The organism is Pseudooceanicola nanhaiensis (assembly GCF_020171315.1).
GTDB lineage: Bacteria > Pseudomonadota > Alphaproteobacteria > Rhodobacterales > Rhodobacteraceae > Pseudooceanicola > Pseudooceanicola nanhaiensis_A.
Genome location: NZ_JAIUZP010000014.1, coordinates 1 through 21,677, shown reverse-complemented (window position 1 = coordinate 21,677; position 21,677 = coordinate 1). Strand labels below are relative to the sequence as shown.

General features: G+C 66.2%; 22 protein-coding genes. 10 read left to right on the top strand and 12 right to left on the bottom strand.

Going from position 1 to position 21,677, the window contains the following annotated elements:
* Positions 1–22 precede the first annotated feature (22 nt).
* Both LCM32_RS19810 and LCM32_RS19805 read right to left on the bottom strand, forming a co-directional pair.
* Positions 23–1,327 (bottom strand): flagellar hook protein FlgE, encoded by a 1,305-nt coding sequence (locus LCM32_RS19810; RefSeq protein WP_224822824.1) that lies wholly within the window; start codon positions 1,325–1,327, stop codon positions 23–25.
* Between the two features lie 181 nt (positions 1,328–1,508).
* The gene (locus tag LCM32_RS19805; RefSeq protein WP_224822823.1) at positions 1,509–3,317 is read right to left on the bottom strand and encodes a hypothetical protein; all 1,809 of its coding nucleotides are present in this window, start codon (positions 3,315–3,317) and stop codon (positions 1,509–1,511) included.
* A 164-nt stretch (positions 3,318–3,481) separates the two neighbouring features.
* Between LCM32_RS19805 and flgF the strand changes: the two genes are divergently transcribed.
* The 5 genes from flgF (at position 3,482) to LCM32_RS19780 (ending at position 7,206) form a co-directional block, all read left to right on the top strand.
* Positions 3,482–4,240: a flagellar basal-body rod protein FlgF gene (flgF, locus tag LCM32_RS19800; protein WP_224822822.1), complete on the top strand. Its 759-nt coding sequence runs from the start codon at positions 3,482–3,484 to the stop codon at positions 4,238–4,240.
* A gap of 21 nt (positions 4,241–4,261) precedes the next feature.
* Complete coding sequence (gene flgG, locus LCM32_RS19795; protein WP_224822821.1) at positions 4,262–5,047, top strand: flagellar basal-body rod protein FlgG; 786 nt, start codon at positions 4,262–4,264, stop codon at positions 5,045–5,047.
* Complete coding sequence (gene flgA, locus LCM32_RS19790) at positions 5,044–5,739, top strand: flagellar basal body P-ring formation chaperone FlgA (RefSeq protein WP_224822820.1); 696 nt, start codon at positions 5,044–5,046, stop codon at positions 5,737–5,739. The genes flgG and flgA overlap by 4 nt, the downstream gene beginning before the upstream one ends.
* The gene (flgH, locus tag LCM32_RS19785; protein ID WP_224822819.1) at positions 5,736–6,494 is read left to right on the top strand and encodes a flagellar basal body L-ring protein FlgH; all 759 of its coding nucleotides are present in this window, start codon (positions 5,736–5,738) and stop codon (positions 6,492–6,494) included. Before flgA ends, flgH begins: the two co-directional genes overlap by 4 nt.
* 85 nt (positions 6,495–6,579) lie before the next feature.
* Positions 6,580–7,206, top strand: a complete 627-nt coding sequence (locus tag LCM32_RS19780; protein WP_224822818.1) for a hypothetical protein — start codon at positions 6,580–6,582, stop codon at positions 7,204–7,206.
* 13 nt (positions 7,207–7,219) lie between these two features.
* On the opposite strand, the gene LCM32_RS19775 is transcribed toward LCM32_RS19780, so the two are convergent.
* The 10 genes from LCM32_RS19775 to LCM32_RS19730 form a co-directional block, all read right to left on the bottom strand.
* Entirely contained in the window at positions 7,220–7,885 is a 666-nt protein-coding gene (locus LCM32_RS19775) for a flagellar hook assembly protein FlgD (protein ID WP_224822817.1), read from the bottom strand.
* A gap of 15 nt (positions 7,886–7,900) precedes the next feature.
* Positions 7,901–10,012 carry a flagellar hook-length control protein FliK gene (locus LCM32_RS19770; RefSeq protein WP_224822816.1) on the bottom strand — a complete coding sequence of 704 codons (2,112 nt, stop codon included), beginning with the start codon at positions 10,010–10,012 and terminating at the stop codon, positions 7,901–7,903.
* Between the two features lie 10 nt (positions 10,013–10,022).
* Positions 10,023–10,745, bottom strand: coding sequence for a sigma-70 family RNA polymerase sigma factor (locus tag LCM32_RS19765; protein ID WP_224822815.1), 723 nt, complete (start codon positions 10,743–10,745; stop codon positions 10,023–10,025).
* Positions 10,746–10,913: 168 nt separating this feature from the next.
* Positions 10,914–11,609 (bottom strand): hypothetical protein, encoded by a 696-nt coding sequence (locus LCM32_RS19760; RefSeq protein WP_224822814.1) that lies wholly within the window; start codon positions 11,607–11,609, stop codon positions 10,914–10,916.
* Between the two features lie 440 nt (positions 11,610–12,049).
* Positions 12,050–13,051 (bottom strand): flagellar motor protein MotB, encoded by a 1,002-nt coding sequence (locus tag LCM32_RS19755; protein WP_224822813.1) that lies wholly within the window; start codon positions 13,049–13,051, stop codon positions 12,050–12,052.
* 27 nt (positions 13,052–13,078) lie between these two features.
* Entirely contained in the window at positions 13,079–13,513 is a 435-nt protein-coding gene (locus LCM32_RS19750; protein WP_224822812.1) for a MucR family transcriptional regulator, read from the bottom strand.
* A gap of 170 nt (positions 13,514–13,683) precedes the next feature.
* Positions 13,684–13,992 carry a MucR family transcriptional regulator gene (locus LCM32_RS19745; RefSeq protein WP_224822811.1) on the bottom strand — a complete coding sequence of 103 codons (309 nt, stop codon included), beginning with the start codon at positions 13,990–13,992 and terminating at the stop codon, positions 13,684–13,686.
* A 123-nt stretch (positions 13,993–14,115) separates the two neighbouring features.
* Positions 14,116–15,960 carry a hypothetical protein gene (locus tag LCM32_RS19740; RefSeq protein WP_224822810.1) on the bottom strand — a complete coding sequence of 615 codons (1,845 nt, stop codon included), beginning with the start codon at positions 15,958–15,960 and terminating at the stop codon, positions 14,116–14,118.
* Position 15,961: 1 nt separating this feature from the next.
* A complete protein-coding gene (locus LCM32_RS19735) occupies positions 15,962–17,308 on the bottom strand; it encodes an FkbM family methyltransferase (protein ID WP_224822809.1) in 1,347 nt (448 codons plus the stop codon).
* A gap of 3 nt (positions 17,309–17,311) precedes the next feature.
* Complete coding sequence (locus LCM32_RS19730) at positions 17,312–18,484, bottom strand: hypothetical protein (protein ID WP_224822808.1); 1,173 nt, start codon at positions 18,482–18,484, stop codon at positions 17,312–17,314.
* Positions 18,485–18,599: 115 nt separating this feature from the next.
* On the opposite strand from LCM32_RS19730, the gene motA reads away from it, so the two are divergent.
* From motA to LCM32_RS19705, 5 genes are all read left to right on the top strand, one after another.
* The gene (gene motA, locus LCM32_RS19725; protein WP_224822807.1) at positions 18,600–19,466 is read left to right on the top strand and encodes a flagellar motor stator protein MotA; all 867 of its coding nucleotides are present in this window, start codon (positions 18,600–18,602) and stop codon (positions 19,464–19,466) included.
* The gene (locus tag LCM32_RS19720) at positions 19,463–19,750 is read left to right on the top strand and encodes a hypothetical protein (RefSeq protein ID WP_224822806.1); all 288 of its coding nucleotides are present in this window, start codon (positions 19,463–19,465) and stop codon (positions 19,748–19,750) included. Before motA ends, LCM32_RS19720 begins: the two co-directional genes overlap by 4 nt.
* A 7-nt stretch (positions 19,751–19,757) precedes the next feature.
* A complete protein-coding gene (locus tag LCM32_RS19715; RefSeq protein WP_224822805.1) occupies positions 19,758–20,174 on the top strand; it encodes a flagellar FliJ family protein in 417 nt (138 codons plus the stop codon).
* Positions 20,175–20,267: 93 nt separating this feature from the next.
* Positions 20,268–20,735 (top strand): Lrp/AsnC family transcriptional regulator, encoded by a 468-nt coding sequence (locus LCM32_RS19710; protein ID WP_224822804.1) that lies wholly within the window; start codon positions 20,268–20,270, stop codon positions 20,733–20,735.
* Positions 20,736–21,049: 314 nt separating this feature from the next.
* Positions 21,050–21,340 (top strand): hypothetical protein, encoded by a 291-nt coding sequence (locus tag LCM32_RS19705; protein ID WP_224822803.1) that lies wholly within the window; start codon positions 21,050–21,052, stop codon positions 21,338–21,340.
* Positions 21,341–21,677: the final 337 nt, after the last annotated feature.

Below are 21,677 nucleotides of genomic sequence, written 5' to 3'. Positions count from 1 at the left end.
TTTCAGTCCTTACTTTGCGGTCTTACCGCTTCAGGTTCACGGTTTCGCTCAGCATTTCGTCCACCGTGGTGACGATCTTCGCGTTCGAGGAATAGGCGCGCTGAATCTGGATCAGGTCGGTCAGTTCCTCGGCGATGTCCACGTTGGAGGCTTCCAGCGTGTTGGAGACGATCGTGCCCGCGGTGCCCGTCCCGGCGGAGGAGAGCTTCACCGTGCCGGAGTTGAGCGAGAGAACGAAGGCGTTGTTGTCCGTGGTGGTCAGCCCGTTGGGGTTGGCGACCTCGGCCAGCGGGATGTTGTAGAGCGCCTTGCGGACGCCGGTGTCGTAGACGCCGTAGATGTCGCCGCTGTCGCTGATCTCGATCCGCGACAGGTTGCCTGTTTCGGCGCCGTCGGCGGTGCTGGTCAGGCCGGTGTAATCGCCCGAGAACTGGGTCAGCCCGTCCAGATCGCCCGGCGCGCCGAGGTTCACGCTGATCGTCTGCGCGGTGGTGGCGTTGTCGAGCGACAGCGTCATCACGCCGGTCAGCGGGTCCACGTCGAAGGCGGCGGGCGCCGTCGCGGTGGAGGTGACGTTGGTGTAGGAGGCGACCGACCCCGCGGCGTCGCCGCTGTCGTTGAAGGTGATCGTCACGCTGCCGAGGTCGGTGCCGTCGTTGTCGGAAACGGTCACTTCCCAGGTGTTGTCGGTGGCGGTCGGCTGCCACGAGAAGGTCAGCCGCTCGGCCTCGCCCAGTTCGGTGTAATATTCGACCGAAGTCACATAGGCCGAGCCGGGCTCTTCGAGGCCCGCGTCCTGCGACGGCAGGTTGCCCGCGATCGAGATATCCGTGGTGGCCTCGCCCTGGATGGAGACGTCGGAGAGGTTGATCGTCTCCAGATCGGCGAAGGAGGTGCGGTCCACCGCGCCAAGTTCGCCGGTATCGTCATAGCTGTAGCCGGAGAGGTAGAGGCCCGCCGCGTTCACGAGGTAGCCGTCCTCGTCGATCGTGAAGGAGCCGGCGCGGGTCAGCATGTAGTCATCGCCCGAGGGGTCGGAGCTGGCGGAGACCACGAAGAAGCCGTTGCCGCTGATGCCCAGATCGGTCGAGCTGTCGGTGGTCTGAAGCGAACCTGCGCTGTCCACCTCGGTCTTCACCTCGGCGCGGACGCCCGACGCAGCTTCGCCGCCCGAGGTGCTGGTGGTCGTCGTCGTGATCATCTGCGCAAAGCTGCGGCGGTAGCCGTCGGTGCTTGCGTTGGCGATGTTGTACGACACCCGCGACACCGCGGTGGAGTTTGCGAGCAGACCGCTGACGCCGGACTGCATTGCGTTGGACATGCTCATTGGGGGCCTCTCTCTGTGCTTTCTGCCACGACCTCATTTTGGAAGATAGCAGGCGGGCTTTTCTTCCCGGTTAAAGAATTGGTAATTTTCTCCTCAGGGGAGAATCTTGTAATTCTTGGCGTAGTTAAGTCCGTCGGGCGCACAGCTCTTGGGCAAAGCGGCGGCGCGGCGGGCGAATATGTCAGTTCGTGGCGCGGTTCAGCACGTCGAACCGGTCAAGCGCGGTGGTGGCACGGTTCACCCGCAGCTCCACCGCCTCGCTGCGCAGCGGCAGCAGATCCGGCGCGGCCTCGGTCATCGCGGCGGCGATCTCGGACCAGAGCGGATGGCCGGCAAGGTCGGGGTTCGACTCCGCCAGGGCGCGGGTCCCGGTCAGGTCCCCGGTGCGGTAGGTGGCAAGGATCAGGTTCAGCGTGTCGGCGCCGGTGGTCTGTTCGGGGAAGTCGTCGTGCAACTGCTGGTAGGTCGTGCGCGCCTGCATCCAGTCCCCACCGGCAAAGAGCGCCTCGGCCTTGATCCTGAGGTAGGTGGCCGACGGGTTCTGCACATGGGTCTGCAGCACTTCGACGGTCTTGCCCGTAGCGGCGAAGATCCGGGCCTTCAGCGTGTTCAGCCGGTCGAGCCGCGGCGCATCCTCCAGCGAGAGGCCCTGTTCGATCAGCGCGAGCGACAGCTCGTACTGGCCGCCCTCGAAAAGCGTCTCGGCCCGCTTCAGCTCCAGATCGGCCAGCCGGCCCGGGTCCTCGTCCAGAACGCCCAGATCCTGTCCGACGGCAAGGTAGTCGCGCGTCAGCTCGTATTCCCGCGCGGCGACAGAGGTGGCGCCAAGGCCGCGGAAGTGATCGGCATATTTCTCGGACGCGTGGTCAAATCCGGGCGCGAAGCGGAAGTTGGGCGCGAGGCGCTGATGCCCGGCCATGAAGCTTGCCAACGTCAGGTTGCCCGCCGCGCCGTCGGCATAATAGGCGTCCAGCAGGCTGCGGGATTGCTGCGAGGCAAGCGCCGCCTCGGGCGTGTCGGGCAGCCGGACCATCAGGTCCCCCAGCGTCGAGAGCGCCGCGACCCGGTCCGTCAGGCGCAGCTGCACGTCCGCCAGTTCCTGCAGCAGTTGCGCCGCGTAGCTGTCGCCCTGCCAGAGATAGCGCGCCTGCTCCAACAGGGTGCGGGCGTCTTCCAGCGGCAGCGTTTCGGTCCGAAGGCCGAGGTCGATCAGCGCCACCCGGGCCTTGTGCGCCCAGAGATCGCCACCCGCCGACGCGGTGACATAGAGATCGAAGGCCGCGACGTAGTCCTCGTCCACCTCGGCGGTCTGGCCCATGAGGTAATTCAGCGCCGGGCCGTTGCGCAGCGCCGGGTGATGTTCGAACTCGGCCGCCAGATCACGGGCGGCCTCCCACTGCTGGGTGCGCACGGCGGTTTCCAGCAGGCCCGGCAGAACCGCCTCGCGGAAGGGGGACGAGAAGCCCTGAAGCCGCCGCTGCGCCGCAGGCAGGCTGTGACCGGCGGCGGTGAAGTCGCCGCGCCGGACCGCTTCGAGGGCTGCGAAGAGCGGCTGATCCGGCCAGGCCGCGTGATCGGGGGCCAGCAGGTCGCGGGCCTCTGCGGTCAGGGCCGGGAAATGCGGATCAATCAGGTCAAGCGCGAGCAGTTGTGCGGCGCGGCGGGCGGCATGGCCCGGGGCCAACCGGTCGGGCAGGCCCAGCAGCAGCGAGCGCCCCTCGGGCGCCATGGCGTGTGCCACGTAGAAATCGCCAAGGGCAAGGATCGCATTGATGGAGGCATCGCCCGGCTCGGCCGCGGCGAGGCGCTGCAGAAGGCGGCGCCGGTCCGTCAGGAAATGATCGCGTGAGAACCCGAAGAGCCCGAAGGCGGGCGGCATCACCAGCGGCTCGGCCCGGTCGGGCGCGGTGAAGTCGCCAGTGGTCACCGTGGGCGACGCCGCTGCATGGGCCGCCTCCTCCGCCGTCAGCGCACCCGGAACCAGCGCCATCGCGGCGGCAAAGGTTAAGGATATGCAAACATTGCGGGTCAACCTGAGTGAACTTTCCATGAAAGTACTTGCTATAGGATAGAATAAGACACAGAATAAGCAAGCAGAGATGTTCTTACTTCATCGTCATTTGGCAAGGTCACAAGCAGAGGCTTCGGTGCGACATGGATAACTCAACTTACGTTGCGCTATCTCTGGCACAGGCCATGCGGCGCGACATGGACGTGACGGCGAACAACATCGCGAATGCGAACACTTCCGGCTTCAAGTCCGAGCGGATCGTCTTTGACAGCGTGCTGTTCAAGGATGCCGGGCTCGACGTGCGCGACACGACGAATTTCGTCGTCGACCGTGGGTCCTACCTCGACGAGTCGCAGGGCACGCTGACCCATACGGGCAACCCGCTGGACTTCGCGCTCGAGGGCGACGGCTGGTTCGCCTACGAGACGCAGGACGGCCGCACGGCCTATGGCCGCGACGGGCGGTTCACGCTGGACGCGCAGGGCAACCTCGTGACGCTGAGCGGGGCGCAGGTGCTGGACGTGGGCGGCGGCAACATCGCCATTCCGCCCGATGCGGGCCAGATCGTCGTGGCGCGCGACGGCTCGATCTCGAACCTCGCGGGGGATGTGCTGGGGCAGCTTGGCGTCTTCAACCTGCCGGACCTGCAGGCCTACGAGCGGATCGGGAACAACATGCTGGCCGCGCCCGAGGGCGAAAACGGGGCGGGGCTGCTGGCGCCGCAACTGGATGAGACCACGCAGATCGTGCAGGGCTCGATCGAGGGCAGCAACGTGCAGCCCGTGGTCGAGATGACCCGGATGATCCAGGTCCAGCAGGCCTATGACCGGGCGATCAAACTGATGAACACCGAAGACGACCTGCGCAAGGACATGCTGCAGCGTCTCGGACGGATCACGTAACGGCGCAAAGGGAGCCTCCTCATGAAAGCACTTGGCATCGCCGCGACGGGTATGCTGGCCCAGCAGACCAACGTCGACGTGATTTCGAACAACATCGCGAACGCGAACACCACCGGCTTCAAGTCGAGCCGCGCGGCGTTTCAGGATCTGATCTACGAGAGCCTCGAACGCGAGGGCGCGCTGACCGCAGAGGATGGCAGCTCCCGGCCCACGGGCGTGGACATCGGCCTTGGCGTGCAGACGGCGGGCACCGTGCGGCTGAACACGCAGGGCGGCCTCGTCGGCACCGAGAACGAGACCGACATCGCCATCGACGGCAAGGGCTTCTTCGTGGTCAACCTGCCCGACGGCAACCAGGCCTATACCCGCGACGGCGCCTTCCAGCTGTCGGCCGAGGGCGAGCTGGTGAACTTCCAGGGCTTCCAGATCGACCCGGGCATCGTGGTGCCGGACAATACCGTTTCGGTCGCGATCAGCGCCACGGGGACGGTGTCGGCCTATGTCGAGGATGATCCCGTGCCGGTCGAGCTGGGGCAGTTGACCATGGCGACCTTCGTCAACGAGGGCGGCATGAAGGCGATGGGGGACAACATGCTGCTGGCCACCGTCGCCTCGGGCGATCCGGTGCTCGGCAATGCCGGGGACGCAGGCTATGGCCTGCTGCACCAGGGCTACCTCGAACAGTCCAACGTGAACATCATCCAGCAGATCACCGATCTGATCTCCGCGCAGCGCGCCTACGAGATGAACTCGAAGGCGATCGAGACCGCGGACCAGATGCTGTCCACGGCGAACCAGATCAAATGAGACCGCTGCTCGCCCTCCTTCTGCTCTCGCTCGGTGCGGCGCCCCTGGGCGCGGCGACCACCGGGGCCGAACCCGTGGCGCAGGTCGCCACGGCGGACGTCACCGATCTGGTCGAGGAGAAGGCGCGCGACACCTATGGCCCGGCCTTCCCGCAGAACGGCCGCATCACGATCTCCTTCCAGACCGACAAGCCGCAGAATGCGGTCATGTTCTCCGGCTTCTGGATGGACACCTCGACCGGGCAGTTCGTGGCCGACGTGGTGCGGACGGACGGCCCCGTGGTGCGGATCGCGGGCCTTGCCATTGTCATGGTCGATGTGCCCGTCCCCGCCCGCCGCATGATGCCGGACGAGATCGTCCGCGCGGGCGACCTGCAGACGATCGAAATGCCTTGGGCCCGCGTCGGCGCCTTTGCCGTCACCGACAGCGCCGAGCTGGAGGGCATGCAGGTCCGCCGGATGCTGCAGCAGGGCCGCCCGGTCATGCTGCAATCCGTCATGCAGCCGCTGGTCATCGGCCGGGGCGACAAGGTCTCTATCCGCTACAACGACGGGCTGCTGGCGCTCTCTGCGCCGGGCCGCGCCCTGCAGGATGCCCACCGCGGGCAGGAACTGCGTATCGTCAATCTCGTGTCCAACACCTCGCTGACCGGCACCGCCACCGGCGAGGGCATCGTGGAGGTCACCCGATGAAATCCGCCCCCCTTACCATCGTTGCCCTGACCGGCCTGCTGGCCGGCTGCGGCACCTCGCCCTTCGATCGCGACCCCGAGGTCTCCTCGATCGGGTTCAGCGCCGGCGACATGGCCGAGACCTCGACCGTCTCGGTGCCCATGCCCCCGGCCGAGCCGCCGCGCATCATGGAGCGCGCCGAGGGCGCCTCGCTCTGGCAGCGCGGCAGCGACGGCTTCTTCGCGGATCAGCGGGCCTCGAAGGTGGGGGACATCCTGACCATCCTGATCGAGATCGAGGACGAAGCCAGCCTGAGCAACGCCACCGATCGCGAACGCGAAGGCGGCGGCTCCATCGGCTTCCCGTCCTTCTTCGGCTATGGCACCCAGATCGACAAGATCCTGCCCGGCGTGGACGAAAGCGACTTGCCCACCGGCGACAACATCGTCGACATCACCTCGGGCAGCAGTGCCTCGGGCAGCGGTTCCATCGACCGCAACGAGTCCATCAGCCTGAAGGTTGCGGCCCTCGTCGTGCAGATGCTGCCGAACGGAAATATGGTCGTCGCGGGGCGGCAGGAAGTGAAGGTCAACCAGGAGTTGCGTGAACTTCGGGTGGCCGGGATCATCCGTCCGCAGGACGTCCAGATGGACAACACCATAGATTATGACAAAATCGCCGAGGCACGTATCACATATGGTGGTCGGGGCCAGCTGACGCGGCAGACGCAGCGCAGCTACGGCGAAGATGCCATGGACATCATCCTGCCGTATTAAATCTGGGTATCGCCCTAATCGCACAGGATTTTCGCCGGATTCGCCTCCCATAACCAAAGGGGAGTGAACGAATTCGAGCGGTGCGATGAAGAAATCCCTTTTGATGATGGCCGCCGTGCCAGCCCTGAGCCTCGGCGCGGGCTATGGCATCGGCATGGTCATGAAACCCAAGCCTGCAGAGGCGGCCCTCTCCGTCGAGGATGACAGCCATGCGGCCCCTGCGGGCCACGGCGAAAGCCCGGCCAAGGCCGAGCCCGGCGTGCATGGCAAGGTCGAGGACACCGGCCACGAGGCGCTGCGCGCCGCCGAAGACCATGCCGATGCGGGCGAGATGATGGACCACGGCAAGCCGCGGCAGCCGTCGCTGAGCAAGGCGAGGGTGGTCACGGATCCGAAGGTTGTCGCCCTCGGCAAGATGACGATCCCGGTCTACAAGCCCGCCAGCGTGACCTACGTGGTGGCCGATTTCGGCGTGGCCATGACGGATCCGCAGATGGCGACCGAATACCGCATCGCCGAGAACGCGACCCGTCTGCGCGATGCGATCCTCACCTCGATGATGTCTGCCGCGCAGGACCCGATCCTCGCCGGATCCGCGATCGACAGCGAAAAGCTGGCGGCACGGCTCAAGGAAGACCTCCAGCCGCAGTTCGCCTCGGTTGAGGATGTGCTGTTCCTGACGCTCTTCAAGCAGGACGTGCCGCGCAGCTGACCTGCGCCGCGCGTCACTCCATCGCCAGGATATTGGCCGAGGTGTTCGTCTCGCCGCTGCGCAGCAGGAGCTGCGACAGCCCGGCAGCGTAGGTGATCCCCTCCACCGCCGTGGTGGCATAGGTCTCGGCCGTGACCGACTCGCCCTCTGCATCCTCGGCGACGATCTGCACGGTGAAGGTGTCGTCCGGCACCGGAAGCCCGTCGCTGTCCGTCCCGTCCCATGTCACCTGCGTCAGCGTGCCCGCCGTCGTGTCGAGCCCGGTGAATTCCTTCACCAGCGTGCCGTCCGAGGCGTAGATCTGCGCGCTCACCGTATCCGCCGTATCCGCCAGCTCGTAGAAGAAGCTCCCCTCGCTGTCGATCAGCTCCATCTGGTCGGTGGCGATCGTGACCTCGTGGCCGACGAAGCTGAGATCGTTCAGCACCGCCGCCGTGGCCACCTGCCCGCCGATGGTCTCGAGGTGGGAGTTGGTGATGATCTGCTGTTCGACCGAGGACAGCTGCGCCAGCTGGCTGACGAAGGTGGAGCTGTCCATCGGCTCCAGCGGGTCCTGGTTCGCGACCTGCGCGGTCAGCAGCTGAAGGAAGCTGTTGTAGTCATCCGACAGCGTGCTCATCGAGGAGGTCGCGGTGGAAGTCGATGCGGTGGCTGCGGTGATTGCCGTCTCGATGGTCATGGCGCGTCTCCGAAATCAGGTCAGGATATCCACCTGGCCCGGGCCAAGCGTGGGGATGTGGGAAGCGGGAGGAAGGTCTTCGGCCGGTTCGTCGTCTGCGGTAGCGGCCCCCTGCGGCGCGGTCTGGCCGGACTGCCCGGCGGCAGAGTCCTGCCCCCGGCTACCGCCCTGGCCGTAATCTTCGAGGCTGAGGCTGCCGCCGCCCATCTGGACGCCGCTGTCGCGCAGCAGGTTCATCAGCAGGTCGCGGTCGGCGCGCAGCGCGCTCAGCACCTGCGGGTTGTCGGACCGCAGGGTGATGTTCAGATCGCCATCGTCGGCCTGCATCAGCTCGACCTGGATGCGGCCCAGGTCCTGCGTGCTGACCTCGATCCGCGTGCTGCCGTTTTGCAGGACCTCGCCGCGCACGGTCTGCGAGACGGTCGCGGCAAGCTGCGTGTAGCTCTGCATCGGCGCGGGTTGCTGCGGACGGTCGGTGACGAGCATCTCGGTGGACATCGGCGCGAGCCGGTTCAGGAGGGCGCCGAAGGGATCGTGCCCGGTGAGCCCTTGCATCTGGCCCACGGCAATCTCGCCGCCGGTGCCAGCGTCCCCTGTGCCCGCGTCGCTGTCGGCCTCGGTGATGGCCGTCGCTGTGGCGGAGGGGACAAGGGCCGCGGCGAAGGGTTGCGGTGTCTCGACCTCGTCCAGCACCGGCTTGTCCTCTGTCGCGGCGGCCTGCGCGGTAAGCGATCCTGCCTCCGGGGTGGACCGGAGGGCGGCGCTGTAGCCGGTCTGACGCCCTGCGCCGGTGACCGGACGCATAAGTGCTTCGAGCGCGGCGAGTTTCGTCGGTTGGGCCGTCGTGACCGGCTGCGTGCTGACGGTGGTCGCCGCATCCACTTCGCCGGTCGCGGGTGTGGCGGACTGGAGCGCTTGCGTATCCTTGGCACGGGCCGTCGTGGCTGCGGGGGCCGCGTTGCCCGGTTGCTGGGCCTCGGCTGCCTCGGGCTCCAAGGTTGACTGGGTGGCATCCGTCGCCTGCGCTTGGGCGGCAGGTGCCGCTGCCTTGGGCGCCTGCGTACCGACCGTACCGTCTTGGGACGCCGGGGCGGCGGCCTGCTGCGCGGGCGTGGCTGTCTGCTGGGGCTGCGACACTGCGGAGGTCGGGGCCGTTGCCTGCGTCTCGCCCTGCGCCACCGGGCGGGCGGGGGCGGCTTCCGCCACCATTTCACCGGTGGCCGGGGCGACCGGCGTATTCGACGCCGCGAGGGGCTGAGCTTCGGCAGTTGCGGTCGCCTCGCCAGAGACATCCCCCGCCGGGACTTGCGCGGCGACGGGCCTGGAGGCGGCCCCGCCGAGCGGTGTCGTACTGGCGGGAGTGGCTTGCGCGGACACGCCCGGTGTCGGGGTGCCGGCGTCGGATGTCGTGGCGCTGTCCTGAACATCCGCGCCAACGGCGGCCTCGGCACCTGCCTCAGGGGTTTGCCCAAGGCCGCTGGCCGCAGTCGACGTCGGGGCTGACGCCGACATCAGAGCGTCGCCGTTCTCAACCTGGTCTCGCGTGCCTGCGGTCTTGGCCTCTGGCGAGGCCTCAACGGTGGCGGGCTGTGCCTCACCCACGGCGGGGACCTCTTCGCTCTGCCCGCTGGCGAGGGCGGTGGGGGCGACAAGTGCCTCGGGCAGGCCAGTCAGGCCGGGCAACGCGGCGAAGATCCGGCCGGTGTCGAGCGTGCCGGTCTCCGACAGGTATTCGGACGGGGCGAGGTCCGCCAACGACCGGGTGAAGCGCTCCGCGCTGTCGGTGCCCTCTGCGGTGTCATACTCGGCAAGCGCCGCGCTGATCCGGTCCGAAAGCTCGGTCAGCGTCGTCTGCCGGGCGGTTTGCGCCTCGGCCTCTGTCGAGGCGGCGTCGGGGTAGTCCGCGAAGATATCGCGCAGCGCAGCCTGCAGCTGCGACGCGGCGGAGGTGGGTACGACCGTGAGCCCCGACGCCTCGGGCACGGCGGCGGGTTTTGCGCCCGCCGCAACGGCGGCGACGAGCGCGGCAAAGCGCCCGCCCGTGCCCGTCGTCTCTGTCCTGACGCCCTGCCCGACCTGTACCGTCGCGGCCGTCGCCAGATCGCTCACTTTCAGACCCAAAACCATCGTCTTCCTCTTACTGCATCGCCGCAAGGCTGACGCCCTGCGCGACAAGCCGCTGCCGCAACCGCAGCAGGGCCCTCTTCTCGATCTGGCGCAGCCGGTCCTTCGGCATGTCGAGCGCGGCGGCCAGATCCTCCACGCGCTCCGGCACGGGCTGCAACTTGCGGCGGCGGATGATCTCCACCTCCAGTGGGTCCAGATCGGCCATTGCCTGCGCAAGGGCACGGATCTGGCAGGCCGCGGCGGACCGGGCCGCCGCGCATTCCTCCGGCGTCATCTCGGGGCTGACCAGCAGGTCCGCCGGAGAGGCACCGTCATCCGTCACCGGTGCATCCAGCGCCACCATCCCCGACATGGCGACCTGTACGAGCGAGGCATCCTCGCCCTCGAGCCGCCCCGAGCGCGCATCGAGGTAGGTGCGCGGCGGAATGTCGATCACCGTCTTGATCCGCGCGAGCGCGGCCGAGATGCAGTTCATCACCCACCACGCCGAGTAGGTCGAGAACCGGACGTTCTGGCTGCGGTCGAAATTATCCGCGGCCCGCATCAGTCCGATCAGCCCCTCGGAGGCGAGGTCTTCCAGGTGCACCGGATTGTCCGTCCAGCGCGCCGCCTGGCTCCAGGCCTGCCGGGCATGGGACCGCAGCAGCAATTCCAGCGCCCTCTGGTCCCGGTCGTCCTGCCACTTGCAGATCGCCTCACGTTCGTCGTCCACGGCAAGGAGGGGTTCCCGCAAGGCCGCCTGATAGCTGATCGCCAACATTATTCTTGTGCCTGACTGCTCTTGTTCGGCAAGGACAGGTAAGCACAATTCCGCACAGACGGAAAGTTATGTTTGATTTAGAAAAGGTTAAAGCCCGGAATTATCCGGGCTTCTCTTGGGCTTCGCGATGAACGGCGCGGATCAGTCGTCCGTGGTGCGGCGCACGCCCTGACGCTGGCCGCGCGGCTCCATCTGGTCAAGCTGGGCCAGCACGGCGCGGCTGGTCCGGGTGAGCCAGTCTTCCAGCGGGCGGGTGCCGCCGCTGAAGGCCAGCAGCGACGCGGGAATGCGGGCATGGGCCGGGGCGTCGAAGCTGGCATCCAGCGTCTTGAGGTAGGCCCGCAGCTCGATCCCGGCGAGGCAGTCGGAGCGCAGGAAAAGCCCGCTCACCTCGGCACGGCTGCTGCGCGCGCCGGACCAGTAGGTCCCGAGGGCGCAGACGAGCCCCGCGCGGAAGGAGCGCGGGTGCAGCCCCAGATGTTGCAGCCCGGAGGCCTCGGCCAGACGATCGTAGGAGGCGGCCATCGTGTAGAGCGCGGCAGTCTCGCGCTCCAACGGGAAGGCCCCGAGACGCAGCACGGTCAGCAGCACCTCGCCCACCACGAAGCCCATGTCATAGGACAGGTCTTCGTCGTTCACCGGGCTTTCCAGCATGTCGGCGTCGGTCAGCACGATCAGCGCCCCCATGGGCACGTCGATGCCGAGTTCCTCGACGATCACATCCCCCAGCGGCAGCGCGGGCATGACCTCGACATCATCGGTGACGACCGTGGCCCGGTCGATGCCTTCACGCGCCGTCAGCACGACCGCGTGGATCGGCAGAAGGGACTTCAGCATGCGCCGGAACCGCAGCGCGCCCGTCCCCTGAGCGGCGTTTATCTTGCCTTGCCAGACCAGTTCGAGCAGTCGCGCCCCATGCATGATTGCAGCCTTTCTTCACCCCACTTTCACCATACCCCTCCGTCCCTGTTCGGGGAAGTTAAAAACACCTTAAATACACTATATGCGGGGTCTGATTGGGGGACAGAAACTACATCCCGTAGCTGTGCATAATTGTTGGGTGACGCTAAGGCGCAGCGCCCGCGAGTCAGCAGATGCGCCCTTTTAGCGGGTTTTCGCCTGTGTATAGTTCTGTGGATAAGTCGCGATTTCGCCGGAATTCGGGGGTGTCAAAAATGATGCACCCCGACGTCATGCGGGAGTCGCGCAACGTCACAGGCCCCGCCTGCAGCCCCTATGGAGGCGGGCTCAGGGCCTCTACCAGATGTAGGGGCGAATCACTGCTGCAGCAGGGCGGGATCGGGATAAAGCAGCTGGATCGAGATCCGGCGGTTCTGTGCCGCGCGGGGGTCTTCGGGCACCAGCGGATCGGTGTCGGCAAGGCCGGTGATCCGGGTGATCCGCGCCGGGTTCACACCGGTGTCCACCAGCACACGGCGCGTCGCATTGGCGCGGTCGGCCGACAGCTCCCAGTTGCCATAGCCGAGCTGGCGCGTGAAGGGCAGCGCATCCGTATGGCCGGTGATGGCGAGGTCCTGGGTCAGGTCGCTGACCGCCTCGCCGATGATCCGCAGCAGGTCACGGGTGCGGCTTTCGACCCGCGAGGAGCCGAGCGCGAACATCGACTGGCCGTCCTGATCGACGAGGTCGATGTTGAGGCCCTCGGGCGTCCGCTCGAAGCGGATGTTCGATTGCAGGTCGATCAGCTCGGGCGCGTCCTGCACGGAATTCGCGATCTCCTGTTCGAGCGCGTCCAGCTCGAAGGTGCGGATTTCCTGCTGGCGGGCGATCTCTCCGGGGATGCCGATGCCGTCCTGAATGGATTCCGCTGACGGCACACCCTGCTGCGGGTCACGCTCGTTGCCGGGCAGCACCTCGCCCTCGGGGACGACCTCGTATTCCACGACGGTGTCGTTCGATTCCTCGCGCAGCCGGCTGTCGAAGACGGCAAGCGGGTTCTCCTGCCCGAAGGAGGGCAGCTGGATCTCGCTCTGCGGGCCGTCGGTGCCGGACATGACGCCATCCGCCCCCAGCACCTGCCCGTCGAGCATCCCCTCGCCGCGGCCGCCCGCTTCGCTCAGGGACGGGGTGAAGTAATCGGCCAGCCCGCGCAGCTTTTCCTCGTCGGAGGCGGCGAGGATCCAGAGCAGCAGGAAGAAGGCCATCATCGCGGTCATGAAGTCCGCGTAGGCCACCTTCCAGCCACCGCCATGGTGGTCGTGGTGCCCGTCGTCCTCGACACGCTTGATGATGATCGGCTGTTCCGCGTTACCCGCCATCTGCGATCCCCTGCACCTGTCGTGCTATCAGTCGGCTTTCTGGCGCGAGGCGGAGCCCTTGTCGGGCGTCTGGCGGCTGTATTTGCCGAAGCCCGCCTGCTTGGCGTAATCCGCCTTGCGCTTGGAGTAGCTCGGCGCGACCAGCGGGAAATCCTCGGCCAGGTTGAACATGGCGCGATACTCGGCCTCGGTCAGGCCGTGCTCGGAGCCGAGATGCCGCTTGAGCATCTTGAAGCCCTTGCCGCAGCACAGGCAAAAGACCTTGTCCTGGGTGATCGCCTGCTCCACCGGAAGCGCCGGGGCCGCCGAGGGGGCGGATGCAGTGAATGTCGTCTCGTTCATGAGGGCGGCGACTTCGGCCTCGGGATCGAGGGCCTGGGTCAGCCGGCCAACGAGGGCGATGATGTCGTCTGCGCTCACGTCGGGACGCGAGGCATAGGCCGCCGCAATTTGCGCGATCATGCCCTGTTTGGTGTCTGACTCGCTCATCTGCTCGTATCGGCCCCGCTTCTGCAGGGCGCTCTCCGTATTCTTATCTTTGCTCTGGAATACAACGCCGAGTCTTTGCCCCGGGTTGCCTGGTGGCAGGATTTCTTCCTGCAATTCTTACACACCAGAAGGATTCGTCCAAACTACCTCTCTTCTGTCCGGCAGAAAAGTGCCGCGCGCCGCAAGAGATAGGATTCCGCCACCATCGGATAATCGCGTGGCAGCGCCCACTTGCGCCGGTATTCTTCGGGCGTCATCCGCAGAGTGTGGCGCAGATGGCGGCGCAGCATCACCTGCCGCGTCCCCGTTTCGAGGCAGATCAGGAAATTCGGCGTCACGCTTTCACTGATCGGCACGGCAGGCACGGGCAGCTTGCTGCGGCGCATGTGCCGCATCAGCCGTGCCAGAAGAGATCGTCCTGAGGGTCGCAAAGTCGTGGGCCCCATCGTCATTCTTGTTCTTCCCGGAAGCCCGACATCTTGCGGCTCCTGTCAGAAAGATATGACAAGTGGGTTAAGGCGCGTTGAAAGATCGGCCGCTTTTATTGTGTAGAGCAGCATAATTCTTGATCCTCCCTATGAATTACCCGCCAAGGTAGCAATTGCACTTGCCCAATCCCCGGCAACTTGTTGCCGGTGCAAGGACAGATTGCCGTACCATGGATCCTGTTCGCCGGTATCGCCCCAGTACCACATGCATTCCGACCCCGCGGGGATCAGGACATGCGCGTCGGGATGGCCGATCGCACCACAGGCATGGGCCGTGGTGTTGTCGATGGTGATCACCCGGTCCACGGCGGCGATCTGCGCGAAGAAGGCGGCGAGGTCTGCCATCTGGTCCACCTCGCGATCGTCGATGAAGGTCACGTCGGGCCGGGCCTTGGCAGCCGCGGTCAGCGCCGCGCGGCAATCGCCGTATTGTAGGTTCACCACCACGGCGCCCTCGGGCACGGCGGCCATCATCTCGACCAGCGGGAGCGAGCGGAGGTAGCCGATCAGGCTGCCGCTGTTCCACGCCATGCCGATCACCGGGGCGCCCTTGGCACGGGCCGCGTATTTCTCGCGCAGCTTGGCCACGCGCGCTGGATCCGGGCGCAGGTACGGCCCGTGTTTCTCCGCCGGATCGCGCCCGTCGAGGTAGCGGCTGAGATCGCCGAGGAAGACCAGTTCGCTCGGCCGCAGCTGTTGTGGCGTGGCGAGGAAGTCATCCTGCGGTTTCACCTTGATCCCGAAGCTGTTGCCCTCCAGCGCCGCGGCAAAGCGCGGATCCGAGACGAGGTTCAGCTCCACGCCCTCGGCCAGCGGGGCGAGGCGCAGCAGGGACAGCAGCGCGAGCTGGTCCCCGATGCCCTGTTCGCCCATCAGGTGCAGCCGGGGCTGCGACAGCAGGGTCTCGGCCTCGGAATTCTCGTAGGGAATACGGTTCCGGCTGGTCTGGGGCAGACGCTGCGCATAATACGGCGCGCCCTTGGCGTAGTGGCCGCCCCGGTAGAGGAACACGCCATAGCCCTTGGCCACGTTGGCCTGTTCGCCGGTGATGTTGATTGCCTCGACATAGGCATCGTCGGCGCGCTTCATCTCGCCCTTGTCCTGCCAGACGTTGGCGAGGATGCCGCGCGATTGGGCGAACATGGACGGATCCGTGAACTCGTGGCTGTCGGCCAGCGAAATCACGTCGTCGTACCGGCGCTGGACCCGGCGCAGGATCAGCTGCAGGCCCACCACCTCGTCGCGGTTCTGGACATAGGGCAGCAGCTCGGCCGCCAGCTCCTCGGCCGCGTCGAAGCGCAGCGTGTAGACGAGCGCGCGCAGCTGGCCGATGCGGTGCTTCTCGGGCTTGGGGTCGAGGCTGTAGGCGGTCTCGAACCAGCGGGCGGCGCGGCCCGGTTCATCCGCATCCGTCAGCAGCGTGGCCAGCTTGTAGGATAGATCGGCCTGCTTCAGCTTGGACACCACCGGCTCCAGCACCTCGACGCATTTCAGGCGCCGACCCAGCGGGGCCATCAGCTCGGCATAGAGGTTGGCGAGCCCGGCATCGGTGCTGCCGTTGGCAAAGGCCTCGGCCATCCGGGCGACGGCCTCTTCGACCTCGGCCTCCAGCACATGGGCCTTGGCCTGCCCTGCCAGCACAAGGGAATTGCGCGGCGCCTTCTCGGCGGCCTTGCCAAAGAACGCCTGTGCCGTCTTGCCCTCGCGCTTCTCCAGCGCCGCGCCGCCCATGATGATCCAGGCATGGATATTGCCGGGGTGGCTGCGGGTGATCGGCAGCACCATCTGCACCGCCTCCGCCACCTCGTGCCGGGCGAGGGCGTTGTAGGCATGGTGCAACGTCAGGCTTTCCTCGCCCTTGATGCCATAGAGCTTGGCAGCCTTGGCAATTTGGGTCCGGCGTTCCTGGCGGGAGAGGGTCGAGGCTGGCATGTCACTCCTTCGGCGCGGCGAAATAGTCGATCGTGTTGCGGTAGGGCGTGCTGTCGACGACGCGGTAGCCCGCCTGCCGGCACCAGTTCTGGGCAAAGCGCATCATGTTGGGGCGCAGCACCTCGACCCAGATCAGCGGCTTGTCACGGGCGATGAGGGCGGCGGCGCCTTCCAGCACCTCCATCTCCATCCCCTCGGCGTCGATCTTGATGAAATCGACCTTTTCCTCGCCCATCAGCGCGTCGAGGGTCCGGGTTTCGACCCCGCCCTCGTCGGTGGGCACCAGCCGGGTTGCGCCGAGGTTGTCGGCATTGTCGGTCTGGATCGTGAAATGCCCCTCCGAGGCCCCTGCCCCGAAGCCCATGCCGCGGGTGTCGATCACGCCGCCGAGGTCATTGGCGTCAATGTTCGATTGCAGGATGTTCAGCGCGACGGGGTTCGGCTCGACCGGGTAAATCTTCTGCGCGCCCAGATGCTTGGCGTACCAGACCACGTGGTTGCCGATGTTCGCCCCCACCTCGACGATGCGCGGGTTGGGCGCGGCCACAAGGCGGCGCAGCTTGTCGAGGCTGTCGGCCTCGAAGAATTCGCCGCGCAGGTGGGCCATCTGGATCAGGTCGTTGGGATTGGTGATCCGCATCCGGGCGCTGCCTTCGCCCTTCGGGTCGCGCACTTCGGTCCAGACCGGCACCTCGGCCAGCTGCGCGGCCCAAAGGCCGTCGACCACCCGCCGCCAGTCGGCGCCCGTGGCCGACCGCGGCCCGGTCGAATGCTGCCCGCGCCGGTTGACGAAGAAGATCTCGGGCCGTTTGGCGCAAGAATAACCGGCCCAGAGGGCGTAGTAGAACTTGAAGTCCTCGCCGGTATCCATGGTGGCGTCAAAGCCGATCTGTGCCGCGGCATCCGCCCGGATGAAGGCCCCGATCTGGATCGAGAGATAGGGCGGCACCGCGAGGAACTCGGCCCGGGTGTCGAGCCGCTCGGGCTGGCCCTCGCGCAGCTGCGGCTGCCCGGCCTCGTCGAATTCGCAGATCAGGCCCCAGACGGCATCCAGCCCGGGCTCTGCCGCGATGATGCGGCCGAAGGCCTCGAAGGCATTGGGCGTCAGCACATCGTCGGCGTCGAGGAAATAGACCCAGTCGATGCCTTCGGCCACTGCCTCGGCAAGCGCATCGTTGCGGCGGTTGGAGCGCCCGTGCTGCCCCAGCGTGTCGTCCATGACGAGGTGCCGAACCTCGGAGAAGGGGCCCATGTCATAGGCCATCGCCCGGCGGATCGAAGGCGTACAGCTCTGCTCCAGCAGGTCCATGTGGCCCGGCCCGACGGGGGTAATGATCGCGCAGCGCATCGGTCAGCGGGCCATGAAGGCGCGCAGGCTCTGCAAGGCAGCGCCGGGTTGCTCGGCCTCGGCCATCAGGCCCGAGCGGGTCAGCTCGGGCTGCCAGGCCTTGACCATCGAGCCGGTGGCGATCCCGACCCCCAGCAGCGCCAGAACGGCGGCCCGAGCCGGGGTCAGCAGACGGCGGCGGGTCTTCAGCTCCTCGACGGCCAGTGGCGCGCCGGGGGCAACGAAGATGCCCTGCGCCGTCACGGTAACGTCGGCGCGGCAGGGCTGCACCCGGAACCGCTGCGCCATGGCGACGGGGAACAGATCCTGCGGCACATCCAGCACCACGGTCTTGTCCTCGCGCCAGTCCCCGAGCGTGAACCGCGGCAGCACGAAGCGCGAGAAATCATCGCGGAAGCCCACGTCAGAGACATGGATCGTCTTGGTGTTGATGCCCACCTTGCCCTCGCCGAGCGTGATGCGCACCCGCCCGTTCTGGCCGACGATCCGCCCGCTGGCGAAATGGCATTCGCGCCGCTCCGGCGCATCGGCAGGGGAATAGCCCGCGGGCAGGAAGACCGCCTTCTTGCGGTTGCCGGCCGGGGCCTCGACCGCGGGCTCCTTGACGGCGGCCGGGCGCGAGGCCTCGGGCTTGGGCGGATCGCGACGCAGGAAAGACCGGCGCAGAGGCGGCTCGTCCGAGGCAGCTTTGGGGGCGGCCTCGCTCAGATGCAGACGCGACCCGAAGCGGCGGGCGGGCGCCTCGGCGGCGGGTTTCGGCGCAGGCGCAGGCGGGGGTGCGGCAGGCTCCGACCGGGCGGGCGCCGTCATGGTCGCAGGGTCCAGCCCCTCGTCCTTGGCGAAGCGGTAGTTGATCGCGTAATCCGTCGCGACTTCGATCAGCTGATCGGCATCCGCCAGCATGGCCAGCATCTTCTGTTCTTCCGAGAAGAGGATCTTGCGCGTCGGATGACCGGGCACCTCAGGCGTCACCGCGAACTGGCCGGGCGACCGGCGCAGGACGGCGGCCACCTTGCGCAGCACCGCGCGGCCCTCGTCCTTATGATAGACGATCATCTCGCAGTCGCCGCTGTCTTCCAGACAGAAGGCAAGATTCATCCCCTCCGGCCAGTCCCGCAGGGCCATCCGGATCGCGTCTTCCTCGAACAGATAGGCAAAGGCATCTATGCCGCTCATGTCTTCGTCCCGTCGCTCACAAAGAAACTATGGAACTATTCTTGTTTATACTTGATCAGAAGTCAATTATGCATATTCTTTTCCTTGATCAGTACCACCGATGCGGGAAAAAGAAATGACTCTGATCCTTGGCCTTGTCATGGTCTTCGGGCTGGTGTTCGGCGGGTTCATCCTGTCCGGCGGCAAGATGGATATCGTGCTGCACGCGCTGCCCTTCGAGGGAATGATGATCGGGGGCGCCGCGCTCGGCTCCTTCGTGATCGCCAACTCCTTCTCGACCATCAAGAGCTCCGTCGTCGGGGTCATCAAGGTCCTGAAGGGGTCGAAGTGGAAAGCCTCCGATTATCAGGACCTTCTGAACCTGATGTACGAACTGTCGCGCATTTATAAGCAGAAGGGCATCCTGGCCCTCGACGATCATATCGAGAACCCGAGCGCCTCGGAGATCTTCCAGCGCTACCCCAAGATCCTCAAGGACCACTTCGCGACCGAGCTGATCACCGACAGTTTCCGCATGCTGTCGATGCAGTTCGACGACAAGTACCAGACCGAGGACGTGATCAACCGCAAGATCAAGAAGCACCACCACGAGGCGCTCGTGCCTGCGGGGGCGATCCAGACCATGGCCGACGGCCTGCCCGCGATCGGGATCGTGGCGGCTGTGCTTGGGGTGATCAAGACGATGTCCTCCATCGACCAGCCGCCCGAGGTTCTGGGCGCGATGATCGGCGGTGCGCTCGTGGGAACGTTCCTCGGCGTGTTCCTTGCCTATTGCATGGTGCAGCCCGTGTCCGGGCGGCTGAAGCAGATCGAGGAAGAGGACGGCGCCTTCTACATGATCATCCGCGATATCTTCGTGGCCATGGTCGCCGACCATCCGCCCAACATCTGTGTCGAGATCGGCCGCGGCTCGATCCCCAGCCGGATGCAGCCGGACTTCTACGCCGTGGAAGCGGCCCAGAAGGAACTGCCCGCGGCATGACCCGGGCGGTTCCCTCCCTGCGCAGGCTTTCGGCCGCCGCCCTCGCGACGGCGGCCTTGCTCGTTGCGGCTGGCTCCAGCCCCGCACCCAAGGCCGAGGAGGAACCCGCCTTCTCGCCCGCGCAGGGCTTCGAGCCGTTCACCGTCACGCCCGGCGGTTCCTACAGCGCCTTCCCGGCGCAGATCCTCGACAAGATGCGCGCGGCCCTCGTCGCGCAGGGCCAGCCCGCCACGATAGGCCGGCCGGTGCCGCAGGATCCGCCCCCGGCCCCCTCCGGCCACTGAGGGCCGCATGAACAGTCTCGAATCCGCCCTACTGGTCATGGAGCGCCTGAGGCGCCACGAGATCGAGGACGAATTGCGGGAACTCACCCTGCTGCGGGAACGGATGGGCCGCCTCGAGGAACAGAAGCGCGAGCTGAACCGCCGCCTGCGCGACGAGACCCGGATCACCACCATCGAAGCAGCCCCCTACGTGATGAACTTCGTCACCTCCGTCCGCGAAGAGATCCTCAAGATCGACCGCGAGATCGACAAGCTGCATCCCCGGTTCCGCAAGCTCGAAGACAAGGTCGCCGAGGTGTTCCGCGAGATGAAGACCTACGAGACGGTCCGCATCCGGAACCTGCGCCAGCGTCTGAAGGACATCCGCCAGAAGGAAGACCGCGAGGCGGACGAAATGACCATCCTGCGCTGGAACCGCGATTGATCGACGCCGATCTCTGGTGTCCTCCAATCTTCTGACCCATAAAATGCGGAAAGACGGGGTCACCTGCCCCGCCCTGCTCAGGAGCCCCGCATCATGGCCAAAGTCGATTCCCTCGATCTGAGGTTGCTCAGCCTGCTCCAGAAGGACGGCGGCCTCTCGCAGCGCGACCTCGCCGATCGCGCCGGCCTGTCGCAGAATGCCTGCTGGCGGCGGCTCAAGCGGCTGAACGCCGAGGGGCTGATCAGCGGCACCCGGGCCGAGATCAATCTGGTCGAATTGGGCTATGACCTGACTGTTCTCGTGATGATCCGCACACGGCACCACTCCAAGGAATGGGCCGACAGCTTCTATGCCCATGTGGAGGCCCAGCCGGAGGTCTGCGACTTCTACCGGATCGGCGGGGACTGGGACTACATGATCCGCGTCGTCACCCGCGGCGTCGCCCATTACGACAAGTTCTACCAGCAACTCATCACCGGCTTCGACCTGCTTTCGGTCACCGGGCTGTTCGTGATGGAATCCAAGATCCAGAACCGCCCCCTGGATCTCTCGGCGCTCTAGCGCCCGCGGTCATCGGTCCTCTCGACCGAACAAAATCCTGGCCATTGACTACCGGCCCGCTGACCTCCACGCGACCGCAGGTCGCGGCCTTTGCGCGCTGGTTACCCGGGAAACTTGACCCAACGGCGGCCACCACCCCGCGTGATCAGTCACCCCGGGACGACAGGTGCTTCGCGATTGATCAATCTGGTCGAACACTAATACCGGAATTTTACCGCTAATCCTCAACGCCGGGCGGGCCTATCTCCCTCTCATCAAGACGCGCTCCCCTCCGACCGGGTGATCGCCGGAAGACAGACTTAAGGACAGACCCGATGAAATCCATCGCCCTCACCACCGCCCTCCTCCTCGCCGCAACATCCGCCTCGGCGCAGGGCCTCCCCACCATCACCAAGACCGTCCCCGCCACTGAAGTCTACGCCCTCCGCGAGGCCGCCGACATCGGCTCCCCCCTCGTGCCCGTCACGACCGGTGTCGTAAAGCAGACCCCGGCCAGCGAGGCCTACAGCTCTGTTCGCCGTCAACGTACGGACTTTGGGCGTTTCCAGCTGATCACACGGACGGTTTTCCCGGCAGGTCCTGCGGATCGCTTCAACGATCACTGAGGATGGGGCGCAGCCCCTGCACAAAAGGCGCTTCCCGGTTGGGAAGCGCCTTTTTGTATGAGGGGCCTGGTAGGGGCGCCCCACCGTTGCGGGGCGTTGACAATCTGGCCACACAGCTGGAGTGAGATCGCGCGCGCCGGCTGGGGCTGATCCCTGCCTGAGCTGGTGGGTGCTGCGTCTGCTGGAGTGCTTCTAACGCAAAACGCCCGTCGCGTGTTTGCGTCGGGCGTTTTGTGTATTTTTGATGTCGTATTGAGAGATATCTGGCTCTTTACTAGGTCTGGCGGCGATCTACTCTCCCACGTCTTGAGACGCAGTACCATTGACGCGACAGCGC

Excerpts from the sequence above, each read along its gene's own strand:
- LCM32_RS19750 (WP_224822812.1), bottom strand. The coding sequence starts at position 13,513 with ATGATCGCGCAAATTGCGGCGGCCTATGCCTCGCGTCCCGACGTGAGC.
- flgG (WP_224822821.1), top strand. The coding sequence starts at position 4,262 with ATGAAAGCACTTGGCATCGCCGCGACGGGTATGCTGGCCCAGCAGACC.
- LCM32_RS19780 (WP_224822818.1), top strand. The coding sequence starts at position 6,580 with ATGAAGAAATCCCTTTTGATGATGGCCGCCGTGCCAGCCCTGAGCCTC.
- LCM32_RS19770 (WP_224822816.1), bottom strand. The coding sequence starts at position 10,012 with ATGGTTTTGGGTCTGAAAGTGAGCGATCTGGCGACGGCCGCGACGGTA.
- LCM32_RS19810 (WP_224822824.1), bottom strand. The coding sequence starts at position 1,327 with ATGAGCATGTCCAACGCAATGCAGTCCGGCGTCAGCGGTCTGCTCGCA.
- flgA (WP_224822820.1), top strand. The coding sequence starts at position 5,044 with ATGAGACCGCTGCTCGCCCTCCTTCTGCTCTCGCTCGGTGCGGCGCCC.
- LCM32_RS19745 (WP_224822811.1), bottom strand. The coding sequence starts at position 13,992 with ATGACGATGGGGCCCACGACTTTGCGACCCTCAGGACGATCTCTTCTG.
- LCM32_RS19710 (WP_224822804.1), top strand. The coding sequence starts at position 20,268 with ATGGCCAAAGTCGATTCCCTCGATCTGAGGTTGCTCAGCCTGCTCCAG.
- LCM32_RS19760 (WP_224822814.1), bottom strand. The coding sequence starts at position 11,609 with ATGCTGAAGTCCCTTCTGCCGATCCACGCGGTCGTGCTGACGGCGCGT.
- LCM32_RS19755 (WP_224822813.1), bottom strand. The coding sequence starts at position 13,051 with ATGGCGGGTAACGCGGAACAGCCGATCATCATCAAGCGTGTCGAGGAC.
- motA (WP_224822807.1), top strand. The coding sequence starts at position 18,600 with ATGACTCTGATCCTTGGCCTTGTCATGGTCTTCGGGCTGGTGTTCGGC.
- LCM32_RS19730 (WP_224822808.1), bottom strand. The coding sequence starts at position 18,484 with ATGAGCGGCATAGATGCCTTTGCCTATCTGTTCGAGGAAGACGCGATC.
- LCM32_RS19720 (WP_224822806.1), top strand. The coding sequence starts at position 19,463 with ATGACCCGGGCGGTTCCCTCCCTGCGCAGGCTTTCGGCCGCCGCCCTC.
- LCM32_RS19735 (WP_224822809.1), bottom strand. The coding sequence starts at position 17,308 with ATGCGCTGCGCGATCATTACCCCCGTCGGGCCGGGCCACATGGACCTG.
- LCM32_RS19775 (WP_224822817.1), bottom strand. The coding sequence starts at position 7,885 with ATGACCATCGAGACGGCAATCACCGCAGCCACCGCATCGACTTCCACC.
- LCM32_RS19805 (WP_224822823.1), bottom strand. The coding sequence starts at position 3,317 with ATGGCGCTGGTTCCGGGTGCGCTGACGGCGGAGGAGGCGGCCCATGCA.
- LCM32_RS19740 (WP_224822810.1), bottom strand. The coding sequence starts at position 15,960 with ATGCCAGCCTCGACCCTCTCCCGCCAGGAACGCCGGACCCAAATTGCC.
- flgF (WP_224822822.1), top strand. The coding sequence starts at position 3,482 with ATGGATAACTCAACTTACGTTGCGCTATCTCTGGCACAGGCCATGCGG.
- LCM32_RS19705 (WP_224822803.1), top strand. The coding sequence starts at position 21,050 with ATGAAATCCATCGCCCTCACCACCGCCCTCCTCCTCGCCGCAACATCC.
- LCM32_RS19715 (WP_224822805.1), top strand. The coding sequence starts at position 19,758 with ATGAACAGTCTCGAATCCGCCCTACTGGTCATGGAGCGCCTGAGGCGC.
- flgH (WP_224822819.1), top strand. The coding sequence starts at position 5,736 with ATGAAATCCGCCCCCCTTACCATCGTTGCCCTGACCGGCCTGCTGGCC.